The sequence below is a fragment of the Megasphaera intestinihominis genome (assembly GCF_040096415.1).
In the GTDB taxonomy this organism is placed as follows: Bacteria; Bacillota; Negativicutes; order Veillonellales; family Megasphaeraceae; genus Megasphaera; species Megasphaera intestinihominis.
In genome coordinates, this window is the sequence record NZ_JBBMEU010000021.1 from 13,942 (window position 1) to 34,812 (window position 20,871).

Sequence of the window (20,871 nt, forward strand, 5' to 3'; positions counted from 1 at the left end):
GGACCGCTAGCCACTAACCACGAGCCACTAGCCACAACTTACAGGAAGAAAACGACGGTGTCGATGATGAACAACGGGATGAGGATGGCGACGGACCAGCCCATGTAGCCGAAGAAGCTCGGCATTTTGATCTTGTTTTCTTCAGCAATGGATTTGACCATGAAGTTCGGTGCATTGCCGATATACGTGTTGGCACCCATGAAGACGGCACCGGCCGAGATGGCTTCCAGCATGAGCTGGGATACGGTCCCGACAGAGGTCGTGATGCCCTGGGTAGCGCCGAGGGCACCGGCCATCTGGAGGAAGACCAGGTATGTCGGCGTGTTGTCCAGGAAGGACGACAGGGCACCGGCTGCCCAGAACATCTGCCACGGATGGGTCAGACCCAGTTCAGCGCCATGGGCCTTGAGCAGGATCAGGGCCGGGATCATGGTGATGAAAATGCCGATGAACAGCTTAGCGACTTCCAGGATAGGGGCATACGTGAATTCGTTGAGTTCCCGCGTCGACGTCTTCGTCGTCTTGATGGAGAGGAAGGCTGCGACGAGGATGATGACGATTTCTGCCAGTGTAGCATAGGGGAAGACGATTTCGTCGTAAATGTGCAGGCCAGCGCCGTTGGCGAAAGCCGGGAACATATCCGGCAGGAGGCCGTTGGCCAGGACGCCGACGATGATCATGGCGATGAAGATGAGGTTGTGGGCCCCTTCCAGGCGGAGGGGCTGCTTGTCGTTTTCATCGATCAAGTCGAGCGGCGTACGGCCTTCTTTTATTTCCTTATTATAAAAATGCTTGTCGATGACGGCGAATAAGGCGAACATGAGGACCAGGTTGAAAATCAGGATGGGCAGGAGATGGAAGGTCCAGGTAAAGGGGACGCCGCGCTGGAAGCCCATGAACAGCGGCGGGTCGCCGAGCGGTGTCAGACAGCCGCCCATGTTGGCGACGAGGAAGATGAAGAACACCATGAGGTGTACTTTGTTCTTGCGCCAGGCATTGGCCCGGATGATAGGACGGATGAGCAGCATTGCTGCGCCGGTCGTACCGATCCAGCTGGCCAGGAAGGTGCCGATGAAGAGCAGGAGACAGTTGATTTTCGTCGTCCCGGCTAAGGTCCCGCAGACGGCGATACCGCCGGCGACGACGAACAGGCCGAAGAGGAGGACGATGAAGGGGATGTAGTCGAGGAGCACCGATTCGAGCAGGCGGAACCACGACTCACCGACGCCATAGGCAGCGGCGAAGGGGATGAGGAATAAAAGAGACCAGGCGAACGCAGCGCCGAGCATGTGTTTTTCCCACCATTCCGGACGGACGAGGGGGACGATGGCGATGGATAAGAGCATCCCGGCGAATGGGATGATACTCCATACGGGCAAGGTCGCACTTACGAGTTCATGTGTCATAAAAACCACCTTTCTTATTATCTGATTGCAGAGAAACTTAAAAATTTTACAATCATATTCAGTATTATAGCATAGAGACATGAAAGTTTATACTCATTTTTCAGATTTCGCATAGTCATTTAAGTAGAAGCTAAATAATTTTATAAAAATAAAAAGCAGGCATTTTCTGAAAAAATTGGATGACAAAGAAGGAATCCGTAAAAGTCATGGCGAATATATATGTTAAGGATAAGAACAGGCCTTAATAAGGAGGGATTCATATGAAAAAATATAATAACATCATCGTGCCGACGGATGGTTCGGTTAACTCGAAACGTGCGCTGGAACATGCCGTCGTCATCGCTTCGTCGTTAGGGGCTACGATTACACTGGTCTATGTCGCCAATATCGTATCGGTCATTTCTAACTTCGACCAGATCCCCAATGCCAGCGGCTATGTAACGGAACAGGTCGCACTGGACATGGAAGAAGAAGGGAAAGGTATCCTCGACGAATTCGCCAAATCCATTCCCCAGAACATCGAAGTCAAGAGTGTCTTTGAAGTCGGTTCTCCGGGACCGGCCGTCTTGTCGGTAGCCAAGAAGTACAATGCTGACCTCATCGTCATGGGCAGCCGCGGCCTCGGGCCGTTGAAAGGCTTGTTCATGGGTTCTGTCAGCAGCTACGTCGTCACCCATTCCGTCTGCCCTGTATTGATCGTTAAATAAGTAATTAGTGGTTCGTAGTTCGTGGCTCGTGGTTCGCGGAGAGACGACCTGCGTTACTGACCCCTAACCACTAGCCGCTAACCACTAACCACTAAAAAGTAGTATGAAGTTTGTAGGGGTCGCCACGTGGGCGACCCGTTAGGAATTTGGATGATTCATCTAGCAAACTGATTGGAAAATTTTACATGTCCCGAAGCGGGCGCCCCACGTGGCGACCCTACAGAAAAAAGGCGCTGTCTTCATAGGATAGCGCCTTTTTTCTGAAAATTTTACGTTACGCCATAGGGGAATCGTTCTTTTTGTGGTATACTGAGTACACAGGTATGCCTTTTTTTGCCTGATTACACAAAACCTATTCATGAGTATAGGGTCCCGGACTGCCTCGTTCCGGGATAGGTGCCTGGGAGGCAAGTATGAAACGAAATACCAACGAATGGCTCGACCGCAAGGTCGCTGACTGGGTTTCTAAGGGCTGGATCAGTGAAGAATCCCAGCAAAAAATACGAAAATCTTACGGCAGGGACGAACAAAGGAACCCTCTTTTGACGACCCTGCCTTTATATGCCCTGCTGGCCGTCATCGGCCTGGCCGCTGCCGGTATCGCCCTGATTTGGGGCCTTTCCCAGTTCTGGTACTATGTATCACTTACGGTCCGCATGGGCCTGGCCTGTGGCCTGCTCCTGCTTACTCAGATCGGTGTCGGCGCCGCCATGTTCCAGGAACGGCAGGGGAGCCTCGTCGCCGAAGGCGTGGCCCTAGTCCATTGCCTGGGCGTCTTTGCCGTCCTGGCAATGGCCGAGCAGTCTTTCTATATCGGCTGGGATGTGACGGCCTACGTCGCCGTCTGCGCCATCCTCTGCCTGCCCGTCGTCTATCTGCTGCGGTCCATTGCGGCCCTCGTCGTCTATGACCTGGCTCTCTTGTACTGGACGGCTGCCGGCGGGCCACTGAATACGCTGGGCGGGACGGCGCTGTTGTGGATTTTCCTCCTGTTGGCCGTGCCCTTTTATGATACCCTCATCACCATGCGTGATGAACGGCGCCTGTCTATTTTTTCCTGGGTCATGACGATTACCGTCTTTGCTGCTTTTGGCCTGGCAGCCAGGTCGACGGACTATATCCCTTTCCTCATGCTGGGGAGTTTGGCCGTCACCATCATGCTCGTCGGTTATTCCATCGACATCCATCAGTCCTGGGGCGTACCCTTCCGCTGGTTCGGCCGCTTTGCCGCTGCCGGCTCGCTGCTCATTTCCTGCCTGCCTGCGGCTTGGTATGGCATTGCCCGGGTCCATGCCTTTCACTGGGTCACGGCCTTGGTGACGCTCGTCCTCTTTGCCGTCATGATCGCCCTCATGGCCCAGACCGTAAAGAATCGCTTGTGGGGACCGGTCCTGTACCTGGCGGTCCCATTTATCCTGGCTTTTGAAACGATCCTCGTCCGGGCCGGGCTCTATTCGTCGATTCCCCTGGTCCTTTCGTCGCTGTACATGGTCGTATTAGGTTTCTTTGAAACGTCTCAGGGCTTCAAGCCGGGACACAGCCTCCATATGAAATTTGGCGTCGTCATCTTCATCAGCCTGGTGCTGGCCTTTATTTTCGGGACGCAGTTCTCCCCGCTGGCACCGCTCCTGGCCATCGTCGTCCTGGCCCTGATCATCTTCCAGTTCAAGCGGACCCGCAAGGATAAGGCGGCTGCCGCCTTGCGCGCTGCCCGGCGGGCAGGTCTGCGCCATTCGTCGACGCGCGTCCGCCGTGAAGGCGAAGAAAAACAGGACGAACTTCCGCCTAAAGAGACACCGTCCTGGCAGGCTCAGGATGCCGCCAGCGATGTCGACACCCTGGCCGAGTGGATGAAAGAGGTACGCATCCCGTCGCCGGCTGAATTGGGACTGCCTGCCGAACCGGCAGGGGAAAAGACGTCCGACGATTTGCCCAAAGCGCCGCCCGTCCCGGCCGAGCCGGAAGAAGCACCGCCGGCATTTACTTTCACGGCACCCGCTGATGACGTAAAGAAAGAAACGCCGGAAACGCCGGCGTCGCCGGTCACACCGACAGTCCATGAAAAGACGGAAGCCGTGCCCCAGCAAATGGCTGTTCCTCAGGAACCGGAAGCGGAAGAAAAGACGCGGGTTACGGAATCGCCGTGGAGCTCGATGAAGTCGGCACCGAAACGGAAAAAATACTTTACCCACTCGCCGTGGTCTCACCAAGGAGGCGATATGAAATGAAATTTCCATTGCCTTTGCAGGGATTCCACTTTTCCTTTTCACTGGATGGCCGTTATCGCTGGATCTTTTTCGTCTTCGTTGTTCTCGTCCAGTTCGCCGTCGTCGCCTATATGGGCTGGCGCTGGCATAACATCGCCGTCGATGGCATCCCCTATCAGTGGCGCTGCGTCCCGCGGCTGGAAGTATCCGCCTTTGGGACGGACTACGTCCGCGTCGTTTTTCCCGAAGACACGACGCAGTGGAAGGACGATACGCCGCCTGAAAAGGGACAGCAGATTTACGTCTATATTTCACGGGATACGTCGGGCCTCATGGAAATCCAGGGGGCTTCGGCGTCGAAGCCTTTCGTCGGCGGCGACTATATGCAGGCCACTGTCGTGTCCTATCAGGATGGCTTTGTCCAGTTCCAGGTTGGCTTTGACCGCTATCGCATGGCACCGGAGCTGACCGATGGCATCTACAACCTCCAGCCCGATGACAGCGTCATCGCCAGCATCCGCATGAAGCGGGGCGAAGGCGTCATCGAAGGCATCTTCGTCAATGGAATCCCGTTGGAAAATATCAGCAATGGCGCCGCCATGGCCAAGGCCCGCCAGGAAAAAGAGGCCCAGACCTTATTTGACCGGCCTCACCTCGTCGATACCGGCATGGTACCGCCGAAAGAAGAATGATGGCACAGAAAGAAAGCGAGAATTTTATGAAAGCGTACGCGAGAATTGCCAAGATTGCTATGACAGTCATGCTGTTGGCAGCGTTCTTCCTCTTATCGGGGTTCCGGGCGCAGACCATCATCCACGACGATGGCAGCGAAACACAGGATGTCCTGAAAGTCTCCGATTCGGCTAAGGGGCAGAAAGATTTGAAAGCCGATGCCGATGAATTCCAGAAGCGCAATTATACCATTATGGATTATAACAATGATAATGGCGAAGGCTTCCGGGCTATGAAAACGATTACCAAGGATGGAGCCAGCAAGAGCTCTGTCGACCACATTGTCCACAAGACCCACGATGGCCTCATCTGTTCGACTTATTACATTGATTATAATTTTGATGAAAATAGTATCCAGACCCTGCGCTTAGGCGCGCCGATGCCGGAAAATGGCGTCGACCTGGAATACATCGTCTCCTTCCCGTCGGGGACCCGCGTCGTCAGCAACAGCGATAAAGCCGATGACCAGGGCAGTACCTATTTGTGGAACCTGTCCAATTCCAATCCGACGGAAATCAAGCTCCAGGCCACGGTCTGGCATAAATTGTTCATCTATATCGCCCTGTTCCTGGTTGTCCTGGTCCTGATCATCGTCCTCATCATGGAACACCGCCGCAAGAACGTCATCAGCTGGAAACGGGCAGCGCATATGCGCAAACTGGAAATGATGCTCCTCTGTATCCCTATCATCATCCTGGGCTACATGGGCTATGAATATTACGTCGGGACCCATGTGACGGCAGCGTCGCTGGATAAAGTGGCCGAACAGCAGCAGGAAGAACTGCTGGAAAACCGGGAAGAAGACAAGCGCCTGCAAGATGCCGATGCCCGTAAGCAGCGCAGCGGCGAAATGGCAGCGGCCCGCATCCGCAGCAAGGCCAATGACATTTCCAATGAACTGCGCAATTTGAAGGTCCAGTACCGCAACGGCTCCATCAGCCGCAGCTCGGCTCGTTCCCAGGCCCAGAGTCTGGCCCAGCAGGCCAAGGACATGCTCAGTGAAAGCACCAACCTGTCCCAGGCCGACCGCGATGTCCTGGAACAGCTCATCGACAATGTCGTAGCCGAAGCGGATTCCATCGGCGCATCGGCACCGAGCCGCAGCTCCTCTCAGGAAACGCGGCGCAGTGAATCGGCTTCCGAGTCCCAGAGCACGACCCGCAGCCGGTCTGACGATAAGTCGACGAATGCGACCAAGAGTTCCGATTCGTCGAAGAGCCGCCAGTCGTCCGATAACAATCGCGATACGGGTAAAACAAATAAACAATAAAGATTTTTAATTAACTTTTTTTCTTGTTAGTATTTCCTGTTTGTCCAAAAGATGGTATGATATGGGTATGAGAATTGACATTACAGCATGAATGCTGCTTGTACTTTTTAAGGAGGTCATATCAGTATGCATTGTGTAGAAGAAATTAAAAATGGTATTTATTGGATGGGCTGCAACGATTTCCGTACGGAATTGTTTGAACGGATTTTCCCGATTCCCGAAGGCGTTGCGTACAATTCCTATTTCATCGATGACGAAAAGACTTGTGTCGTCGATGCCATGGATAAATCGTGCCGTGACGAATTCCTGGAAGACGTCGAATACCTGCTCAAAGGCCGTAAACTGGACTACTTCGTCCTCCAGCATATGGAACCGGACCATGCCAGCTCGGCTTTGGCTCTCCTGGAAAAATATCCGGACGCCAAGATTATCGGCCAGCCGCAGACCTTCAAGCTCTTTGAACAGTTCTTCCGTCATCCCATGACGGACCGCTATGTCGCCGTCAAGGAAGGGGACCAGCTGGCTCTGGGTAAACATACCCTGCAGTTCGTCAAAGCGCCGATGGTCCATTGGCCGGAAGTCATCATGTCCTATGACTTGACGGATCACGTCCTCTTCAGTGCCGATGCCTTTGGCCAGTTCGGTACGGTCGGCAACGTCTATGCAGACCAGGTCGACTTTGAAGAAAACTACCTCGATTCGGCCCGCCGTTACTATGTCAACATCGTCGGCAAATACGGCCCGCAGGTCGTCAACGTCCTCAAGAAGGCATCGGGCCTTCCTATCGACTTCATCTGCCCGCTCCACGGCTTCGTATTCCGCACGCCGGCTACGATTAAGTATATCATCGACAAATACCTCCACTGGGCTAAATACGTACCGGAAAAGAAAGGCGTCGTCATCGCTTTCTCGTCCATCTATGGCAACACCGAACGGGCTGCCTGCGTCCTGGCCCATAAATTGAGCCAGCGCGGCATCCAGGATATCCGCCTCTACGACGTCGCCAAGATCCATTCGTCGTACATCACGGCTAAAGCCTGGGAATACAGCCACCTCGTCCTGGCAGCTCCGACGTACAACCTGAACCTCTTCCTGCCCATGGAAAACTTCCTCCACGACTTGAAGACCCTCATGTTCCAGAAACGCACGATCGGCGTCATCGCCTGCCACAGCTGGGCATCAGCTGCCTATAAGACCATGGTCGACTACGTCGAAAATCAGTTCAAATGCTGCGAACTCCTGGAACCGACGATGGATATGAAATCGTCTCTCCGCGACGACCAGGAATGTGAACTCGACGAACTGGCCGATAAACTGGCTGAAAGCATTAAAGACTATCCCGATCCGAAAACTTTGATCTAAGGTGGTGTAAGCGTGATTATCCGTGACGACAGCGCCAAGAGCGGCGATAAGCACGAACAGGACAAGGCCCGCAGCAATGGGGAAGAACTCCACATCGACCTGGGCCGCGACCTGACCGAAGACGAACAGAAAATCTTTGAAAAATTACGCGAAGGATTACATATGTAAGGAAAAGGACTTGCCCTATGGGCAAGTCCTTTTTCCGCTGTAGGGGCGCCCGCCGTTCGCAGTCCGCAGACCGCAAATGTAGGGGCGCCCCCGGGGGGCGCCCGCTTTTGCCTAGTGGCGAGAAAATTTTCATATTCCGGACGGGCTCGCCACGTGCGAGCCCCTACGAAAGACAGATGTGCCCTGCGACCTGCGACTGGCGACCGGCCAATCAAAACATACGTTTGCAATAGGGCCGGCCTTATGCTATGATAAAGGAAAAGAGGGGGGCTTTATCATGGATTGGGACCGGATTCAACAGAAACTGCATATTCTCAGCGACGCGGCCAAGTACGACGTGTCCTGTTCGTCCAGCGGCAGCCGGCGGGCCAACCAGGCCGGGGGCATCGGCAATGGGGCTGTCTGCGGCATCTGCCATACCTGGTCGGCTGACGGCCGCTGTGTGTCGCTCCTCAAGATCCTCATGACCAACCGCTGTATCTACGACTGTGCCTACTGTGTCAACGCGGCCAGCCGGGAAGCGGAACGGGCCATCCTGACGCCGGAAGAGATCGCCGACGTGACCATCGCCTTTTACCGGCGCAATTACATCGAAGGCCTGTTCCTCAGTTCCGGCGTCTATCGTTCGCCGGACTATACGACGGAGCTCCTCATCCGGACGGCCCGCATCCTGCGGGACGAAAAGAAATTCAACGGCTACATCCACATGAAGGGCATCCCCGGGACGAGTGCCCAGCTCATCCGTGAACTGGGCCGCTACGTCGACCGCCTGAGCGTCAACATCGAACTGCCGTCGGCGCCGAGTCTGCGCCTGCTGGCGCCGCAGAAGACGAAGGAAAACATCCTCGGTCCCATGGGGCACATTCGCCAGGGCATCCTGGAGCGGCGGGAAGAGAAGAAACATCATAAGAAGGCGCCTTCCTTCGTCCCGGCCGGCCAGACGACGCAGCTCATCGTCGGTGCGACGCCGGACAGCGACCGGACGATCCTGCGCCTGAGCCAGGCCTTATACGATAAGGTGGAATTGAAGCGCGTCTATTATTCGGCTTATGTCCCGGCCGTGACCGGCCCAACCTGCCGGCCATCGCCAAGCCGCCGCTCCTGCGGGAGCACCGCCTCTACCAGGCTGACTGGCTGCTGCGCTTCTACCAGTTCAAAGCCGATGAGATATTGACTGACGAGGCGCCTGATTTCGACCTCGACCTGGACCCCAAGGCCTGCTGGGCCCTGCGCCATCCGGAGTTTTTCCCGGTCGAAGTCAACCGGGCGTCGTACCACGCTTTGCTGCGCGTCCCCGGCATCGGCGTCACCTCGGCCCGGCGCATCTGTGCGGCCCGGAGCCAGGCTTTCTTGTCGTATGACACACTGCGCCGCCTGGGCATCGTCCTCAAGAGGGCCCAGTATTTCATTACCTGCAAGGGAAAATATTATGGAGCGACGACGGACCCGGTCCGCATCCGCCAGCTGCTCCTGGCCCGGCCGTCAGCCCAGACGGCTTATGAACCGATGAGTCTGTTTTAGGAGCGGTAGCGATGATTTACAGTTATGATGGAACTTTTTTCGGCTATTTGTCGGCCGTCATCGACCGGGACGAAGCGCTGCTCAGAAAAGACCAGGCCCAGCCGGCTGTCCGGGCAGATATCTTCGACCTGGGCCAGGCCATCGTGCCGCAACGAGGCCCTGCGCCGCAGTTATATGCCCAAGAAGTATTGGTCTTTTCTGATTGAAATGAAGTGAAAAAAAGTATTTCTTTTTCCCAGCACTTGTTATATAATAGTAACATTGGATTTGTGATAGGAAAGGTGGAATACATTGAAACCTGTCTTAGTAAGTGTAAAAAGTATCCAACGTAACAAAGAGGGAGAAGAGCTGAAAATGGAGCTCGTTTCCGAAGGTAAGTTTTACGTCAAGGACGGGACGCAGTACATCGTCTACGAAGAAAGCGAGCTGACGGAAATGAAGGGCGTTACGACGGTCATCAAGGTGTTACCCGGAGGGTCCGTCTTATTGTTGCGCCTTGGGAAGCTCCGCCAGCGTCAGGAATTCCGCAAGGGAAAAGTGACGCGCTCCCAGTATGACACACCGGTCGGCACGTTCGACGTGCAGATGAAGACCTATGAATGCCGCGCCGACTTGCTCGATGGAGTCGGTACGATTCAGTTGGGCTACGACGTCCATATCGAAGGCGTCAGTGCCAATTATACACAATTAACCATAACCGTGCAGGAGGATCAAGCGTAATGGAAATGAAGGATTTATTGAAGCAGGGCATTACGGAAGCCCTGAACAAGGCTATTGCAGCCGGCACTCTTCCAGCCGGCGACTATCCCGACGTCGCACTGGAAGTACCGCCGCAGAAGGAATTCGGCGACTTCGCCAGCAACATTGCCATGCAGTCGGCCCGCGTCGCCCATAAAGCACCGAGACTCATTGCCCAGGCCATCGTCGACGGCATGGATTATCCCTGGCTCGACCATGCGGAAATCGCCGGTGCCGGCTTCATCAACTTCTTCTTGAAGAATGACGTCATTTACGATACGCTCAAACAGATCCTGGCTGCCGGCGATGCCTATGGCCATGCACCGCTGCGCAAAGAAGACACGATCCAGGTCGAATACGTCAGTGCCAACCCGACAGGGCCGCTCCACGTCGGTCACGGCCGCGGCGCCGCTTATGGCAGTGCCCTGGTCAATCTCCTGCGGGCTGCGGGCTATAACGTCCAGGCCGAATACTACATCAACGACGCCGGCAACCAGATGAACAACCTGGCCGCTTCCGTCAATGCCCGCTACCTGGAACTGTTGGGCAAGCCGGCAGAAATCCCGGAAAACGGCTATCACGGCCACGACATCATCGAAACGGCCCAGGCCATCATCGACCAGGACGGTGACAAATACCTGGACATGCCTGAAGAAGAACGGCTGGAACTCTTCAAGGACCGGGCCTATGCCGAAAAGCTCAAGGCCCTCAAACGCGACCTGGCCCATTTCAACGTCCATTATGACAACTGGTTCAGCGAACGGACCCTCCATCCCGATGCCATCCAGGCAGCCTGCAAGGTCCTGGAAGAACGGGGTAAGATTTATGAAAAGGACGGCGCCCTGTGGCTGAAATCGACGGATTACGGCGACGACAAAGACCGCGTCGTCATCCGCGACAACGGCGTGCCGACTTATCTGGCTGCCGATATCGCTTATCATAAGAATAAATACGACCGGGGCTTCAAGAAGATGATCAATATCTGGGGCGCCGACCACCACGGCTATGTAGCCCGTGTCAAAGCGGCCATGGCGGCCCTCGGCTATGACGTCAATCAGCTGGAAGTGCTCCTCTTGCAGATGGTCAGCCTCTTCCGCGACGGCAAACCGGTCAAGATGAGCAAGCGCACGGGCCAGGCCATTACGCTGAACGAACTCATCGAAGAAGTTGGTACCGATGCAGCCCGTTACTTCTTCATCATGCGTTCCCTGGATACGCAGCTCGATTTCGACCTGGACCTGGCAAAATCGCACAGCAACGAAAACCCGGTCTATTATATCCAGTACGCTCATGCCCGTATCTACAGCATTTACCGTCAGGCCAAGGAAGCCGGCGCCGACCTCAGCACGGACTGGTCCGACGTCAAATGGGATACGCTGACCAACGAATACGAACTGGAACTCATCAAGAAGATGGCCGCCTTCCCGGAAGAAGTCCAGCGTGCCGCCCGCGAACGGGCACCGCACCGCATTGCCCACTTCGTCCACGAACTGGCCGGTATGTTCCATACGTTCTACAACCACTGCCGCATCATCCAGGAAGACAAGAATCTGGAAAGAGCCCGTCTGGCCCTGGTCACGGCAGTCCGCATCACTATCGCCAACAGTTTGGCTATTTTAGGGGTTTCTGCTCCTGAAAAAATGTAATATAATAAAATAAAAGTTATTGATTGATTTTTGATTCGATGAGCAGAAGCTCAACAGGGAGGAAATATGGCTAAATACATCTTTGTCACAGGCGGCGTCGTTTCTTCGTTAGGGAAAGGCATTACAGCAGCATCGCTGGGCCGTTTGCTGAAGAACCGCGGCTACAAGGTCACGATCCAGAAGTTTGACCCCTATATCAATATCGACCCGGGCACGATGAGCCCGTACCAGCACGGCGAAGTCTTCGTCACCGACGATGGCACGGAAACGGACCTCGACCTCGGTCACTATGAACGCTTCATCGACATTAACCTCGGCAAGAACTCCAACGTCACGACCGGCAAGATCTACTGGTCGGTCCTGCAGAAAGAACGGCGCGGTGACTATTTGGGCCATACTGTCCAGGTCATCCCGCACATCACCAATGAAATCAAGAACCGCGTCTACCGCGTCGGCGACGATGACAATGCGGACATCGTCATCACCGAAATCGGCGGTACTGTCGGCGACATCGAAAGCCTGCCGTTCCTGGAAGCTATCCGCCAGATCAAGAAGGAAGTCGGCCGCAATGATGTCTTGTACATCCACGTCACACTCGTACCGTATATCGGCGCTGCTGGCGAACTGAAGACCAAACCGACCCAGCACAGCGTCAAGGAACTGCGCAGCATCGGCATCCAGCCGGACATCATCGTCTGCCGGACGGAACGCCCCTTGTCGGATGAAATGAAAGAAAAGCTGGCCCTGTTCTGCGACATCGACAAAGATGCCGTCATCGAAAACAAGACCTTGAACAGCATCTATGAAGTACCCCTCCTCTTGTCGGAAGAAGGGATGGACCGCATCGTCCTGGAAAAACTCGACCTGCCCAATCGTCCCTGCGATATGGAAGACTGGAAGAAAATGGTCCATGCCATTTACAATACGGAAAAGACCCTGGAAATCGCCTTGGTCGGTAAATACGTCGCCCTCCACGACGCCTACCTCAGCGTCGCTGAAGCTCTGAACCATGCTGGCATCGCCTATAAGACGAAAGTCAATATCCACTGGATCGATTCGGAAACTCTGGAAGACCCGAACCTCTCGATGGAAGAAGTCTTCAAAGGCATCGACGGCATTGTCGTTCCCGGCGGCTTCGGCAACCGCGGCGTCGAAGGCAAGATCCGTGCCGTCCAGTATGCCCGTGAAAACAACGTGCCTTACCTCGGCCTCTGCCTGGGTATGCAGTGCGCTGTCATGGAATTCGCCCGCCACGTCGTCGGCCTCGAAGGCGCTACGTCGTCGGAATTCCATGAAGATGCCAAATTCCCGGTCATCGACCTCATGCCCGACCAGGTCGACATCTCCGATAAAGGCGGCACCATGCGCCTCGGTCTCTATCCCTGCAAGCTGACCGAAGGTACGAAGGCCCATGAAGTCTATGGCACCAACCTCATTTACGAACGCCATCGCCATCGCTGGGAATTCAACAATAAATACCGCACGGAAATGGTCAACGCCGGCCTCGTCCTCTCGGGCACATCGCCGGACGACCGCCTGGTAGAAATCGTCGAACTCAAGGATCACCCCTGGTTTGTAGGCTGCCAGTTCCATCCGGAATTCAAATCCCGCCCGACCAAAGCCCATCCGTTATTCAAAGGCCTGATCAAAACGGCTTTAGAATTAAAAGGGGAATAATTAGTGGGGGCCGCCGCATGAAGGGTTCTGCCATCATGCCAGGCCCCTTTTAATTTATAGTTTGTAGTACGGAGTTTGTAGAAGATGGCTTTAAATTTAAAAAACTTCACTAAAAACTACAAACTGCAAACTTAATACTCCCAAAGGCGCTGTCATAAGACAGCGCCTTTTTCGCGTCTATGCGGCAGACGCATATAGGATGCATATATATGTGATTTATTGAACGTATGGCAAGTTGTTCTAGAGCCGTCAAAATACGATAAAAGTTAGTTACGGCGACATGAAAAATAAACTATTTTTTGTTATTATGCATCCTTATAAAATAGGGTAAGAACGGCCTTTATACTATACAAAACAGGTGACGTATACGGAAATGTAAACTACGTTATCTCTTTGTATCCGGACAATTTTTGACTTCTTTTTCCTGCGCCCGGCAGGTCATAAAAATAAGTTAAATGTGTAACTTTGCTCTGATTTTCACATTGAATAATATGCTACATAATGATATAATGTAAGCGATTGAAAGCATGATTCATGTTTTTATTATTTTTCATTATATAATAATGAGGTGATTTTTGATGTTGAATACCTTTAAAAGAGGTGGGGTCCATCCTGACGATGGCAAGATCTATGCAAAAGACAAAGCCATAGAAACCCCGGCAGTACCGGCTCAAGTCGTCATTCCCATGAGCCAGCACTTTGGTGCGCCTTGTACGCCGACCGTCAAAGTCGGTGACCTGGTCAAGAAAGGCCAGCTTATCGGGACGAGTGACGCATTCTTGCATGCCGACATCCATGCATCTACGTCCGGCAAAGTCATCAAAGTTGCGCCTATGCCGCACAACATGATGGTCAAATGCATGGCTGTCGTCATCGAAGCAGATGGCAAAGATGAATGGGCAGAAGGGATTCCCCAGGCTCACGACTGGAAACAGCTCGACAGCAAGGAAATCCTGGAACTCATCAAGAAAGCCGGCGTCGTCGGCTGCGGCGGTGCTACTTTCCCGGCTCATGTCAAATTGGCTCCGAACAAACCGGTCGATACGTTCATCGTCAACGGTGCCGAATGTGAACCGTATCTGACTTGTGACTATCGTGCCATGGTCGAAAAGGAAACGACGGACAAACTCGTCACGGGCGTCCAGATCTGCATGAAAGTCCTCAGCGTCAAGAAGGCTTTCATCGGCATTGAAGACAACAAACCGGAAGCCATCCAGAACCTGACCGAAGCTTTCAAAGATATTCCTGAAGTTACGGTTCTCGCTTGTAAGACGAAGTACCCCCAGGGTGCTGAAAAGATGATGATCGAAGCCTGCACAGGTCGTCAGGTCGAACCGGGCGGACTTCCTATGAACGTCGGCTGCGTCGTCAGCAACGTCGGTACGGTCATTGCCATCACCGATGCTGTCTGCCAGGGCATCCCCTTCATCGAACGCCTTACGACCGTTACCGGTGACTGCATCAAAGAACCGAAGAACCTCCGTCTCCGTATCGGTACGACTTTCCAGGAAGCCATCGACTACTGCGGCGGCTTCTCCAAACAGCCGGATCGCCTGATCGCCGGCGGCCCGATGATGGGTCTGGCCCAGTATCAGCTCGATGTGCCGATCACCAAAGGGGCTTCCGGTATTCTGGCTCTCTCTCCGGAAAAATGCCAGGTCGGCGAAGAATCTCCGTGCATCCGCTGCGGCCGTTGCGTAGAAGCATGTCCCATGGGCCTCATTCCGAGCCAGCTCAGCATCTTCTCGTCCTGTCAGGCATGGGATAAATGCATGGAATACGGCGTCATGAACTGTGTTGAATGTGGCAGCTGTGTCTATACCTGCCCGGCAAAACGTAACATTGTCCAGTATATCCGCAATGCGAAAGGCCAGTGCAAAGCTATCCAGCGCGTAGCGCAGGCTAAAGCTGAAGCACAGAAAGCCAAGAACTAATTGGAAGAAGGGATATCATGAGTCCAGAAGCTAAAGGACAAACAAATGGAAAGGATGCTAAAGACATGCAGGAATTTAAACTTACCGTAGCATCTTCACCGCATGTTCGCTGTAACGAAACCATTCCTAAGATCATGTGGAATGTCGTCGCCGCCCTTGTACCGGCTGCTGCGTTCGGCGTCTACTATTTCGGTGTCAATGCTCTCGTCAATATCATCGTCGCAATTGTCTCGGCAGTTGTATTTGAATTCTTATGGGAAAAACTGATGCACAAACGCGTCACCATCAAAGATGGTTCTGCCGTCATCACGGGCCTTCTCCTGGCTATGTGCTGCCCGCCGAGCCTTCCCTGGTGGATGAGCATCATCGGTTCCTTCCTGGCAATCGTCGTTTGTAAACAGGCCATGGGCGGCCTTGGCTACAACATCTTCAACCCGGCTCACGTCGGCCGTGCTGGTTTGATGGTTTCCTGGCCGATCGCCATGACGACCTGGACCCAGCTCAATGGGACCGTCATCGACGGTGTCGCTGGGGCTACACCGCTGAACGTCTTCAAACACGGCGGCGTAGATGCTCTCTTCAATCTCTTCGGTACTAACGATTGGGGCAGCATTTATCAGAGCTTATTCTTCGGGTTCCGCAACGGTTCCCTCGGTGAAACGTCGACAGTCCTCCTCATCCTCGGTGGTCTGTGGCTGATCTACAAAGGCTACATCAACTGGCAGGTTCCGGTCATCATGATCGCTACCGTCGGCGTCCTCATGGGTGCTTTCTATGGCGTCAACGTTGCAATCTTTGAAATGATGGCTGGCGGCCTCATCATCGGCGCCTTCTTCATGGCAACCGATATGGTCACGGCTCCGATTACCCTGAAAGGCCAGATGATCTTCGCATTGGGCTGCGGCCTGATTACGGTCCTCATCCGTACTCTCGGCGGTTATCCGGAAGGGGTTTGCTACTCCATCTTGCTCATGAATACCTTGACTCCGCTCATCGACCGTCTGGTCAAACCGACCGTCTTTGGCGCAGTAAAAAAGGGGGCTAAATAAAATGGCAGACAAAAACGAAAGCGGAATCTTCAAGGTTGCGATGAACCTTATCCTGACCTGCCTGGTTTCCGGCTGTATCATCGGCGTCGTCTATGCTGCTACCAGCAAGATTGCCTATGAAAAAGCTGAACAGATGAAACAGGATTCCATGAAATCCCTCGTTCCGCAGGCTGAAAAATTCGATCCCGTCCCTGGCGAAAAAGATACCTTCGTCGCTGAACAGGGCGGCAAGAAAGTGGCTTATATCATTCCGACGGCTCCGAAAGGTTACGGCGGCGCTATCAAGATGCTGACGGCTGTTTCCATGGATGGCACGGTTATGGACTACACGGTCCTCGAAGCCAACGAAACTCCGGGCCTCGGCGACAGAGGTGCTAAATCTCCGTTTAAAGATCAGTTCAAAGGCAAAAAACTGGAAAACTTGGAAGTCACCAAGAGTGCTAGCGAAAAGGATAAAATCCAGGCTATGACCGGTGCTACCATTTCTTCCCGTGCTTTCACTTTGGGCGTTAAACAGGCTGTTCAGAAAGCAGCAGAGTTAGGGGGTAAATAATAATGAATCTTTGGAAAGTATTTACTAGAGGCATTATTGAAGAAAACCCGTACTTCGTCCTGGCCTTGAGCCTGTGCCCGGGCCTTGCCGTTACGACAAGCATCGTCAATGGCCTGACCATGGGCTGCACAGTATGGTTCGTCATCACGGCTAACAATACGGTCGTTTCCATCATTCACAAGCTGATCAACAAAAAAGTCCGTATCCCTGTTTACATCACCTGTATCGCTACTATCGTAACGTGCGTACAGCTGTTCTTACAGGCTTTTGCTCCGGATCTGTACAAAGCCCTGGGCGTATACCTCGACCTGGTCGTCGTATTTGCTATCATCCTGGCTCGTGCTGAATCGGTTGCATCGAAAAACGGCGTCGTCGTTTCCTTCCTCGACGGCATGGGCATGGGCATTGGCTTCACCATTGCTATGTTCCTCATTTCCTTCGTCCGTGAAATCCTCGGCAACGGTACCTTCTTTGGTATCCCTGTCTTCGGTCCGTCCTATCAGCCGGCTCTGATCATGGCCTTGCCGCCTGGAGCCTTCATGCTCATCGGTTTCATCATGGCTGGTTTCAAAATCTGGAATGAACATGTTGAAAGACAGAGACAACTGAAAGGGAGTGAAGGATAATGGAATACTTTACGCTGTTCATCGGGGCTGTCTTGATTAACAACTTCGTATTGACCAAGTTCCTCGGTTTGTGTATCTTCTTCGGCGTTTCCAAGAACCTGAACGCCTCTGTCGGCATGGGCTTCGCCGTCACTGCCGTCATCACTATGAGTACTATCCTGGCATGGTGCCTGTACAACTTAGTCCTGGTACCGCTTCATTTGGAATTCCTGCGCACGATTTCCTTCGTTATCTTGATCGCAAGTTTCGTACAGTTACTGGAAATCGTCATCAAGAAAGAATCGCCGACCTTGTATAACATGTGGGGCATTTACCTCATGCTGATCGCTACGAACTGTATCGTCCTGTCCGTCCCGGTCATCAGTGTCACCAGCGGTTATAACTTCTTGGAAAACATCGTCTTCGCTGTTGGCGCAGGCCTCGGCTTCGCCGTAGCTCTGATCCTCATGGCAAGCTGCCGTGAAAAATTGGACTATGCCGCTGTTCCCCACGCTCTGAAAGGCACACCAATCGCTTTCATCGTCGCCGGTATGATGTCCCTGGCCTTCCTCGGCTTCTCCGGTATGATTTAAGGCAAAGGAGTGAATTAGATTATGTACGATTATACAACGATAGCTATGTATGCTGTCGGCGTCATGGTTTGCATCGGTATCGTCTTCGGCTTTATCCTTGCAAGTGCTGATAAGAAATTTGCCATGGAAGAAAATCCGCTCATCGGCGAAGTAAAAGAAGCACTTCCTCAGGGCCAGTGCGGTGCCTGCGGTTTCGCCGGCTGTGCAAAATATGCGGAAGCCGTCGTCCTCGACCCGAACGTTCCGCCTAACCTCTGTGTTCCTGGTAAAGCTGAAGTCGCTGCTGTCGTCGCTAAGTTGACAGGCAAAGTCGCTGAAGCTACGGAACCGAAATACGCTCACATCAAATGCCGCGGCGGCAATGGCATTGCCAAACTGGCTTATGAATACAAAGGTGTTCATGACTGCGCGGCTGCTAAGATCGTCCAGCAGGGCCCGAAATTCTGTAAATTCGGCTGTCTCGGCTTCGGCAACTGCACGCGTGCCTGCCCGTTCGGTGCTATGAGCATGGGCGAAAATGGCCTGCCTGTCGTCAACAAGACGCTCTGCACAGGCTGCGGTAAATGCGCTTCTGTCTGCCCGAACCACGTCATCGAACTCCTGCCGATCAGTGCCAAAGTCAGCATCAGCTGCAGCTCCAAAGATTTCGGCGCTCCGGCTATGAAGAACTGCAAGGCCCTGTGCCTCGGCTGCGGTTCCTGCATGCGTAACTGCTCGCATCAGGAAGAAGGGGCTATCAAGATCATCGACCATCTGGCCGTCGTCAACCAGGACATCTGCCATACCTGTGACAATGCTACCTGCCTGACCAAGTGCCCGACTGGTGCCATCAACGAAATGATCAAAGGCTCTTTCAAGAAAGAAGAAAACGTAGGTTAATACATGGATAAGAAACGGTATGTATGGGTTCTTCTCACCATGGCGTTCCTCATCATCCTTAGTTGCTCCGGATGCAGTCTGCATCCGGAGTCTTCTTTTGATAGGAGCGGTGTCGCCATGGATACGACGGTCTCCCTGCGGGCGTCCGGGAAAGAAGCCAAAGAAGCAGTCGATGAAGGCTTTGAACGCCTGAATCAGCTGGACAAACTGGCAGGACAGAATGAAGACAGCGACGTAAGCCGTATCAATGCCGCTGCCGGCAAAGCATACGTCCAGGTCGACCCGGCCATTTATGAAATGATTGAATACGCCAAGGATTATTCGGCCAAGAGCCAGGGCGAATGGGACATTACCGTTGGCGTCATGACCAATTTATGGCGCATCGGCAACGACGACCAGCACGTGCCGTCAGCCGATGAGATTTCCCAGGCCCTGATGAAGGTCAACTATAAGGACATCCTCCTGCGGCCGGAAGACCACAGCGTCATGCTGGCTAAACCGGGCATGGCCATCGACCTGGGCGGCGTGGCCAAAGGCTATGCTGTCGATGAAATCCGCAAGATTTATGAAAAACACCACATCGAAAGCGGCCTCATCAACCTCGGCGCCAGCTCGATGTATGCCGTCGGCAAGACGACCAAGGGCAAGCCCTGGCGCATTGGTATCAAACATCCCCGCTCTGACGACGACAAGAGCTTCCTGGGCATCGTATCCATCGAGAACCAGGCCCTGTCCACATCAGGCGACTATGAACGCTATTTCATCCAGGATGGCGTCCGCTACCACCATATCTTCGACCCCCGCACGGGCTATCCCGCCCGGTCCGGCGTCATGAGCGACTCTGTCGTCATCGACGGTTCCGTACCTCATGCAGGCATGCTCAGCGACATGATGACGACTATCGTCTTCGTCCTGGGACCGCAGAAGGGGATGGAACTGGCAAGCAGCATGGAAGGCGTCAACTGTGAAATCACAGGCAGTGACAATGCCGTCTACATGACCCAGGGCTTTGCCGATAATTTCTCTGATTTGAATAGTGATTTCCATCTTTCCGATTCGGAATAAACCAGCCTCCATAGAAGTAAAAAGTATAGCAGAAAAAAAATTAATATCTTTAAGTCTATTTACTTTTTCATTCGTTTGTAAGATAATAGATATGTAAATTTTAGAAATTATGGAGGGTAGTATCTACATATGGATCATATCGATGACAAAATTTTAACGATACTCAAACACAATGGCAAAGCTTCGGCTACGGAAATCAGCAAGGTCGTCGGCCTGTCCATTCCGGCTGTTGCCGAACGCATCCGCAAGATGGAACACAACGGCATCATCGAAGGCTACGGTGCCAAAATCAGCCGCCGCAAGACCGGTTACAACGTGACGGCTTTCATCATGGTCAATCTCGAACGCTCTGGCGATGTCGAAGAATTCCGCTCGAAAATCGTCCAGTACCCGGAAGTCCTGGAATGTCACCACGTCGTCGGCGCCTTTGACTACTTGCTCAAAGTGCTGGTCAAGACACCGGATGACCTGGAACACTTCCTCATGCAGGTATTGAACGAAATCCCGACGGTCGCCTCGTCCCAGACCTTCATGTGCCTGTCGACACTGAAGGAAGAATGGAATGTGTAAAGAGCGTCGTGCCTCGTAGTTCGTAGGGGGTGCCCCAAGGGCGCCCCGCAGACATTGACGAACCGCTAACAACTAACCAGAACGGGCCGCCCTTTGGGACGGCCCCTACGATAAAAGGGGCTGTAACAAAATGAGTTTTTTTGCTCATTTTGTTGCAGCCTTCCTTCTTTCCCATAACTAACACAATAG

21 protein-coding genes are annotated in these 20,871 nt (G+C 53.4%); 20 read left to right on the plus strand and 1 reads right to left on the minus strand.

The features are described from left to right. Window positions 1-38: 38 nt before the first annotated feature. Complete coding sequence (locus WMO23_RS04850) at window positions 39-1,406, minus strand: sodium:proton antiporter (RefSeq protein WP_071601852.1); 1,368 nt, start codon at window positions 1,404-1,406, stop codon at window positions 39-41. A gap of 260 nt (window positions 1,407-1,666) precedes the next feature. Here WMO23_RS04850 and WMO23_RS04855 point away from each other — a divergent pair, with 260 nt between their 5' ends. From WMO23_RS04855 to WMO23_RS04950, 20 genes are all read left to right on the plus strand, one after another. Beyond that, window positions 1,667-2,113: a universal stress protein gene (locus WMO23_RS04855; protein ID WP_014015134.1), complete on the plus strand. Its 447-nt coding sequence runs from the start codon at window positions 1,667-1,669 to the stop codon at window positions 2,111-2,113. A gap of 413 nt (window positions 2,114-2,526) precedes the next feature. Next, window positions 2,527-4,341 (plus strand): DUF2157 domain-containing protein, encoded by a 1,815-nt coding sequence (locus WMO23_RS04860; RefSeq protein WP_020311525.1) that lies wholly within the window; start codon window positions 2,527-2,529, stop codon window positions 4,339-4,341. Then, a complete protein-coding gene (locus WMO23_RS04865; protein WP_020311526.1) occupies window positions 4,338-5,012 on the plus strand; it encodes a hypothetical protein in 675 nt (224 codons plus the stop codon). Before WMO23_RS04860 ends, WMO23_RS04865 begins: the two co-directional genes overlap by 4 nt. Before the next feature lie 26 nt (window positions 5,013-5,038). Next, window positions 5,039-6,322 carry a hypothetical protein gene (locus tag WMO23_RS04870; RefSeq protein WP_239639704.1) on the plus strand — a complete coding sequence of 428 codons (1,284 nt, stop codon included), beginning with the start codon at window positions 5,039-5,041 and terminating at the stop codon, window positions 6,320-6,322. A 126-nt stretch (window positions 6,323-6,448) separates the two neighbouring features. Further along, entirely contained in the window at window positions 6,449-7,684 is a 1,236-nt protein-coding gene (locus WMO23_RS04875) for an FprA family A-type flavoprotein (RefSeq protein WP_292107760.1), read from the plus strand. A 12-nt stretch (window positions 7,685-7,696) separates the two neighbouring features. After that, complete coding sequence (locus tag WMO23_RS04880) at window positions 7,697-7,852, plus strand: hypothetical protein (protein ID WP_014015129.1); 156 nt, start codon at window positions 7,697-7,699, stop codon at window positions 7,850-7,852. 277 nt (window positions 7,853-8,129) lie between these two features. After that, a complete protein-coding gene (locus tag WMO23_RS04885; protein ID WP_239639641.1) occupies window positions 8,130-9,026 on the plus strand; it encodes a putative DNA modification/repair radical SAM protein in 897 nt (298 codons plus the stop codon). Continuing rightward, on the plus strand, window positions 9,023-9,373 hold the full coding sequence (locus tag WMO23_RS04890; RefSeq protein WP_239639642.1) for a helix-hairpin-helix domain-containing protein: 351 nt from the start codon (window positions 9,023-9,025) through the stop codon (window positions 9,371-9,373). Before WMO23_RS04885 ends, WMO23_RS04890 begins: the two co-directional genes overlap by 4 nt. 11 nt (window positions 9,374-9,384) lie before the next feature. Next, window positions 9,385-9,579, plus strand: coding sequence for a hypothetical protein (locus WMO23_RS04895; protein ID WP_020310789.1), 195 nt, complete (start codon window positions 9,385-9,387; stop codon window positions 9,577-9,579). Between the two features lie 85 nt (window positions 9,580-9,664). Continuing rightward, window positions 9,665-10,093 (plus strand): YwiB family protein, encoded by a 429-nt coding sequence (locus WMO23_RS04900; RefSeq protein ID WP_226884957.1) that lies wholly within the window; start codon window positions 9,665-9,667, stop codon window positions 10,091-10,093. Beyond that, the gene (gene argS / locus WMO23_RS04905; protein ID WP_020724050.1) at window positions 10,093-11,757 is read left to right on the plus strand and encodes an arginine--tRNA ligase; all 1,665 of its coding nucleotides are present in this window, start codon (window positions 10,093-10,095) and stop codon (window positions 11,755-11,757) included. Before WMO23_RS04900 ends, argS begins: the two co-directional genes overlap by 1 nt. A gap of 66 nt (window positions 11,758-11,823) precedes the next feature. Continuing rightward, window positions 11,824-13,434, plus strand: a complete 1,611-nt coding sequence (gene pyrG / locus WMO23_RS04910; RefSeq protein WP_020311515.1) for a CTP synthase — start codon at window positions 11,824-11,826, stop codon at window positions 13,432-13,434. Window positions 13,435-14,012: 578 nt separating this feature from the next. Further along, a complete protein-coding gene (rsxC, locus tag WMO23_RS04915; protein WP_349173382.1) occupies window positions 14,013-15,368 on the plus strand; it encodes an electron transport complex subunit RsxC in 1,356 nt (451 codons plus the stop codon). A gap of 17 nt (window positions 15,369-15,385) precedes the next feature. After that, window positions 15,386-16,417 carry an RnfABCDGE type electron transport complex subunit D gene (locus WMO23_RS04920; protein ID WP_036201110.1) on the plus strand — a complete coding sequence of 344 codons (1,032 nt, stop codon included), beginning with the start codon at window positions 15,386-15,388 and terminating at the stop codon, window positions 16,415-16,417. Window position 16,418: 1 nt separating this feature from the next. Further along, on the plus strand, window positions 16,419-16,970 hold the full coding sequence (locus tag WMO23_RS04925; protein ID WP_020311512.1) for an RnfABCDGE type electron transport complex subunit G: 552 nt from the start codon (window positions 16,419-16,421) through the stop codon (window positions 16,968-16,970). Window positions 16,971-16,972: 2 nt separating this feature from the next. Further along, the gene (gene rsxE / locus WMO23_RS04930) at window positions 16,973-17,596 is read left to right on the plus strand and encodes an electron transport complex subunit RsxE (RefSeq protein WP_020311511.1); all 624 of its coding nucleotides are present in this window, start codon (window positions 16,973-16,975) and stop codon (window positions 17,594-17,596) included. Continuing rightward, a complete protein-coding gene (locus tag WMO23_RS04935; RefSeq protein ID WP_020311510.1) occupies window positions 17,596-18,168 on the plus strand; it encodes an electron transport complex protein RnfA in 573 nt (190 codons plus the stop codon). Before rsxE ends, WMO23_RS04935 begins: the two co-directional genes overlap by 1 nt. A 21-nt stretch (window positions 18,169-18,189) precedes the next feature. Then, entirely contained in the window at window positions 18,190-19,047 is an 858-nt protein-coding gene (rnfB, locus tag WMO23_RS04940; protein ID WP_020311509.1) for an RnfABCDGE type electron transport complex subunit B, read from the plus strand. A 117-nt stretch (window positions 19,048-19,164) separates the two neighbouring features. Next, entirely contained in the window at window positions 19,165-20,112 is a 948-nt protein-coding gene (locus WMO23_RS04945; RefSeq protein ID WP_020311508.1) for an FAD:protein FMN transferase, read from the plus strand. 129 nt (window positions 20,113-20,241) lie between these two features. Further along, the gene (locus WMO23_RS04950; RefSeq protein WP_014015117.1) at window positions 20,242-20,682 is read left to right on the plus strand and encodes an Lrp/AsnC family transcriptional regulator; all 441 of its coding nucleotides are present in this window, start codon (window positions 20,242-20,244) and stop codon (window positions 20,680-20,682) included. The last annotated feature ends 189 nt before the right edge of the window (window positions 20,683-20,871 follow it).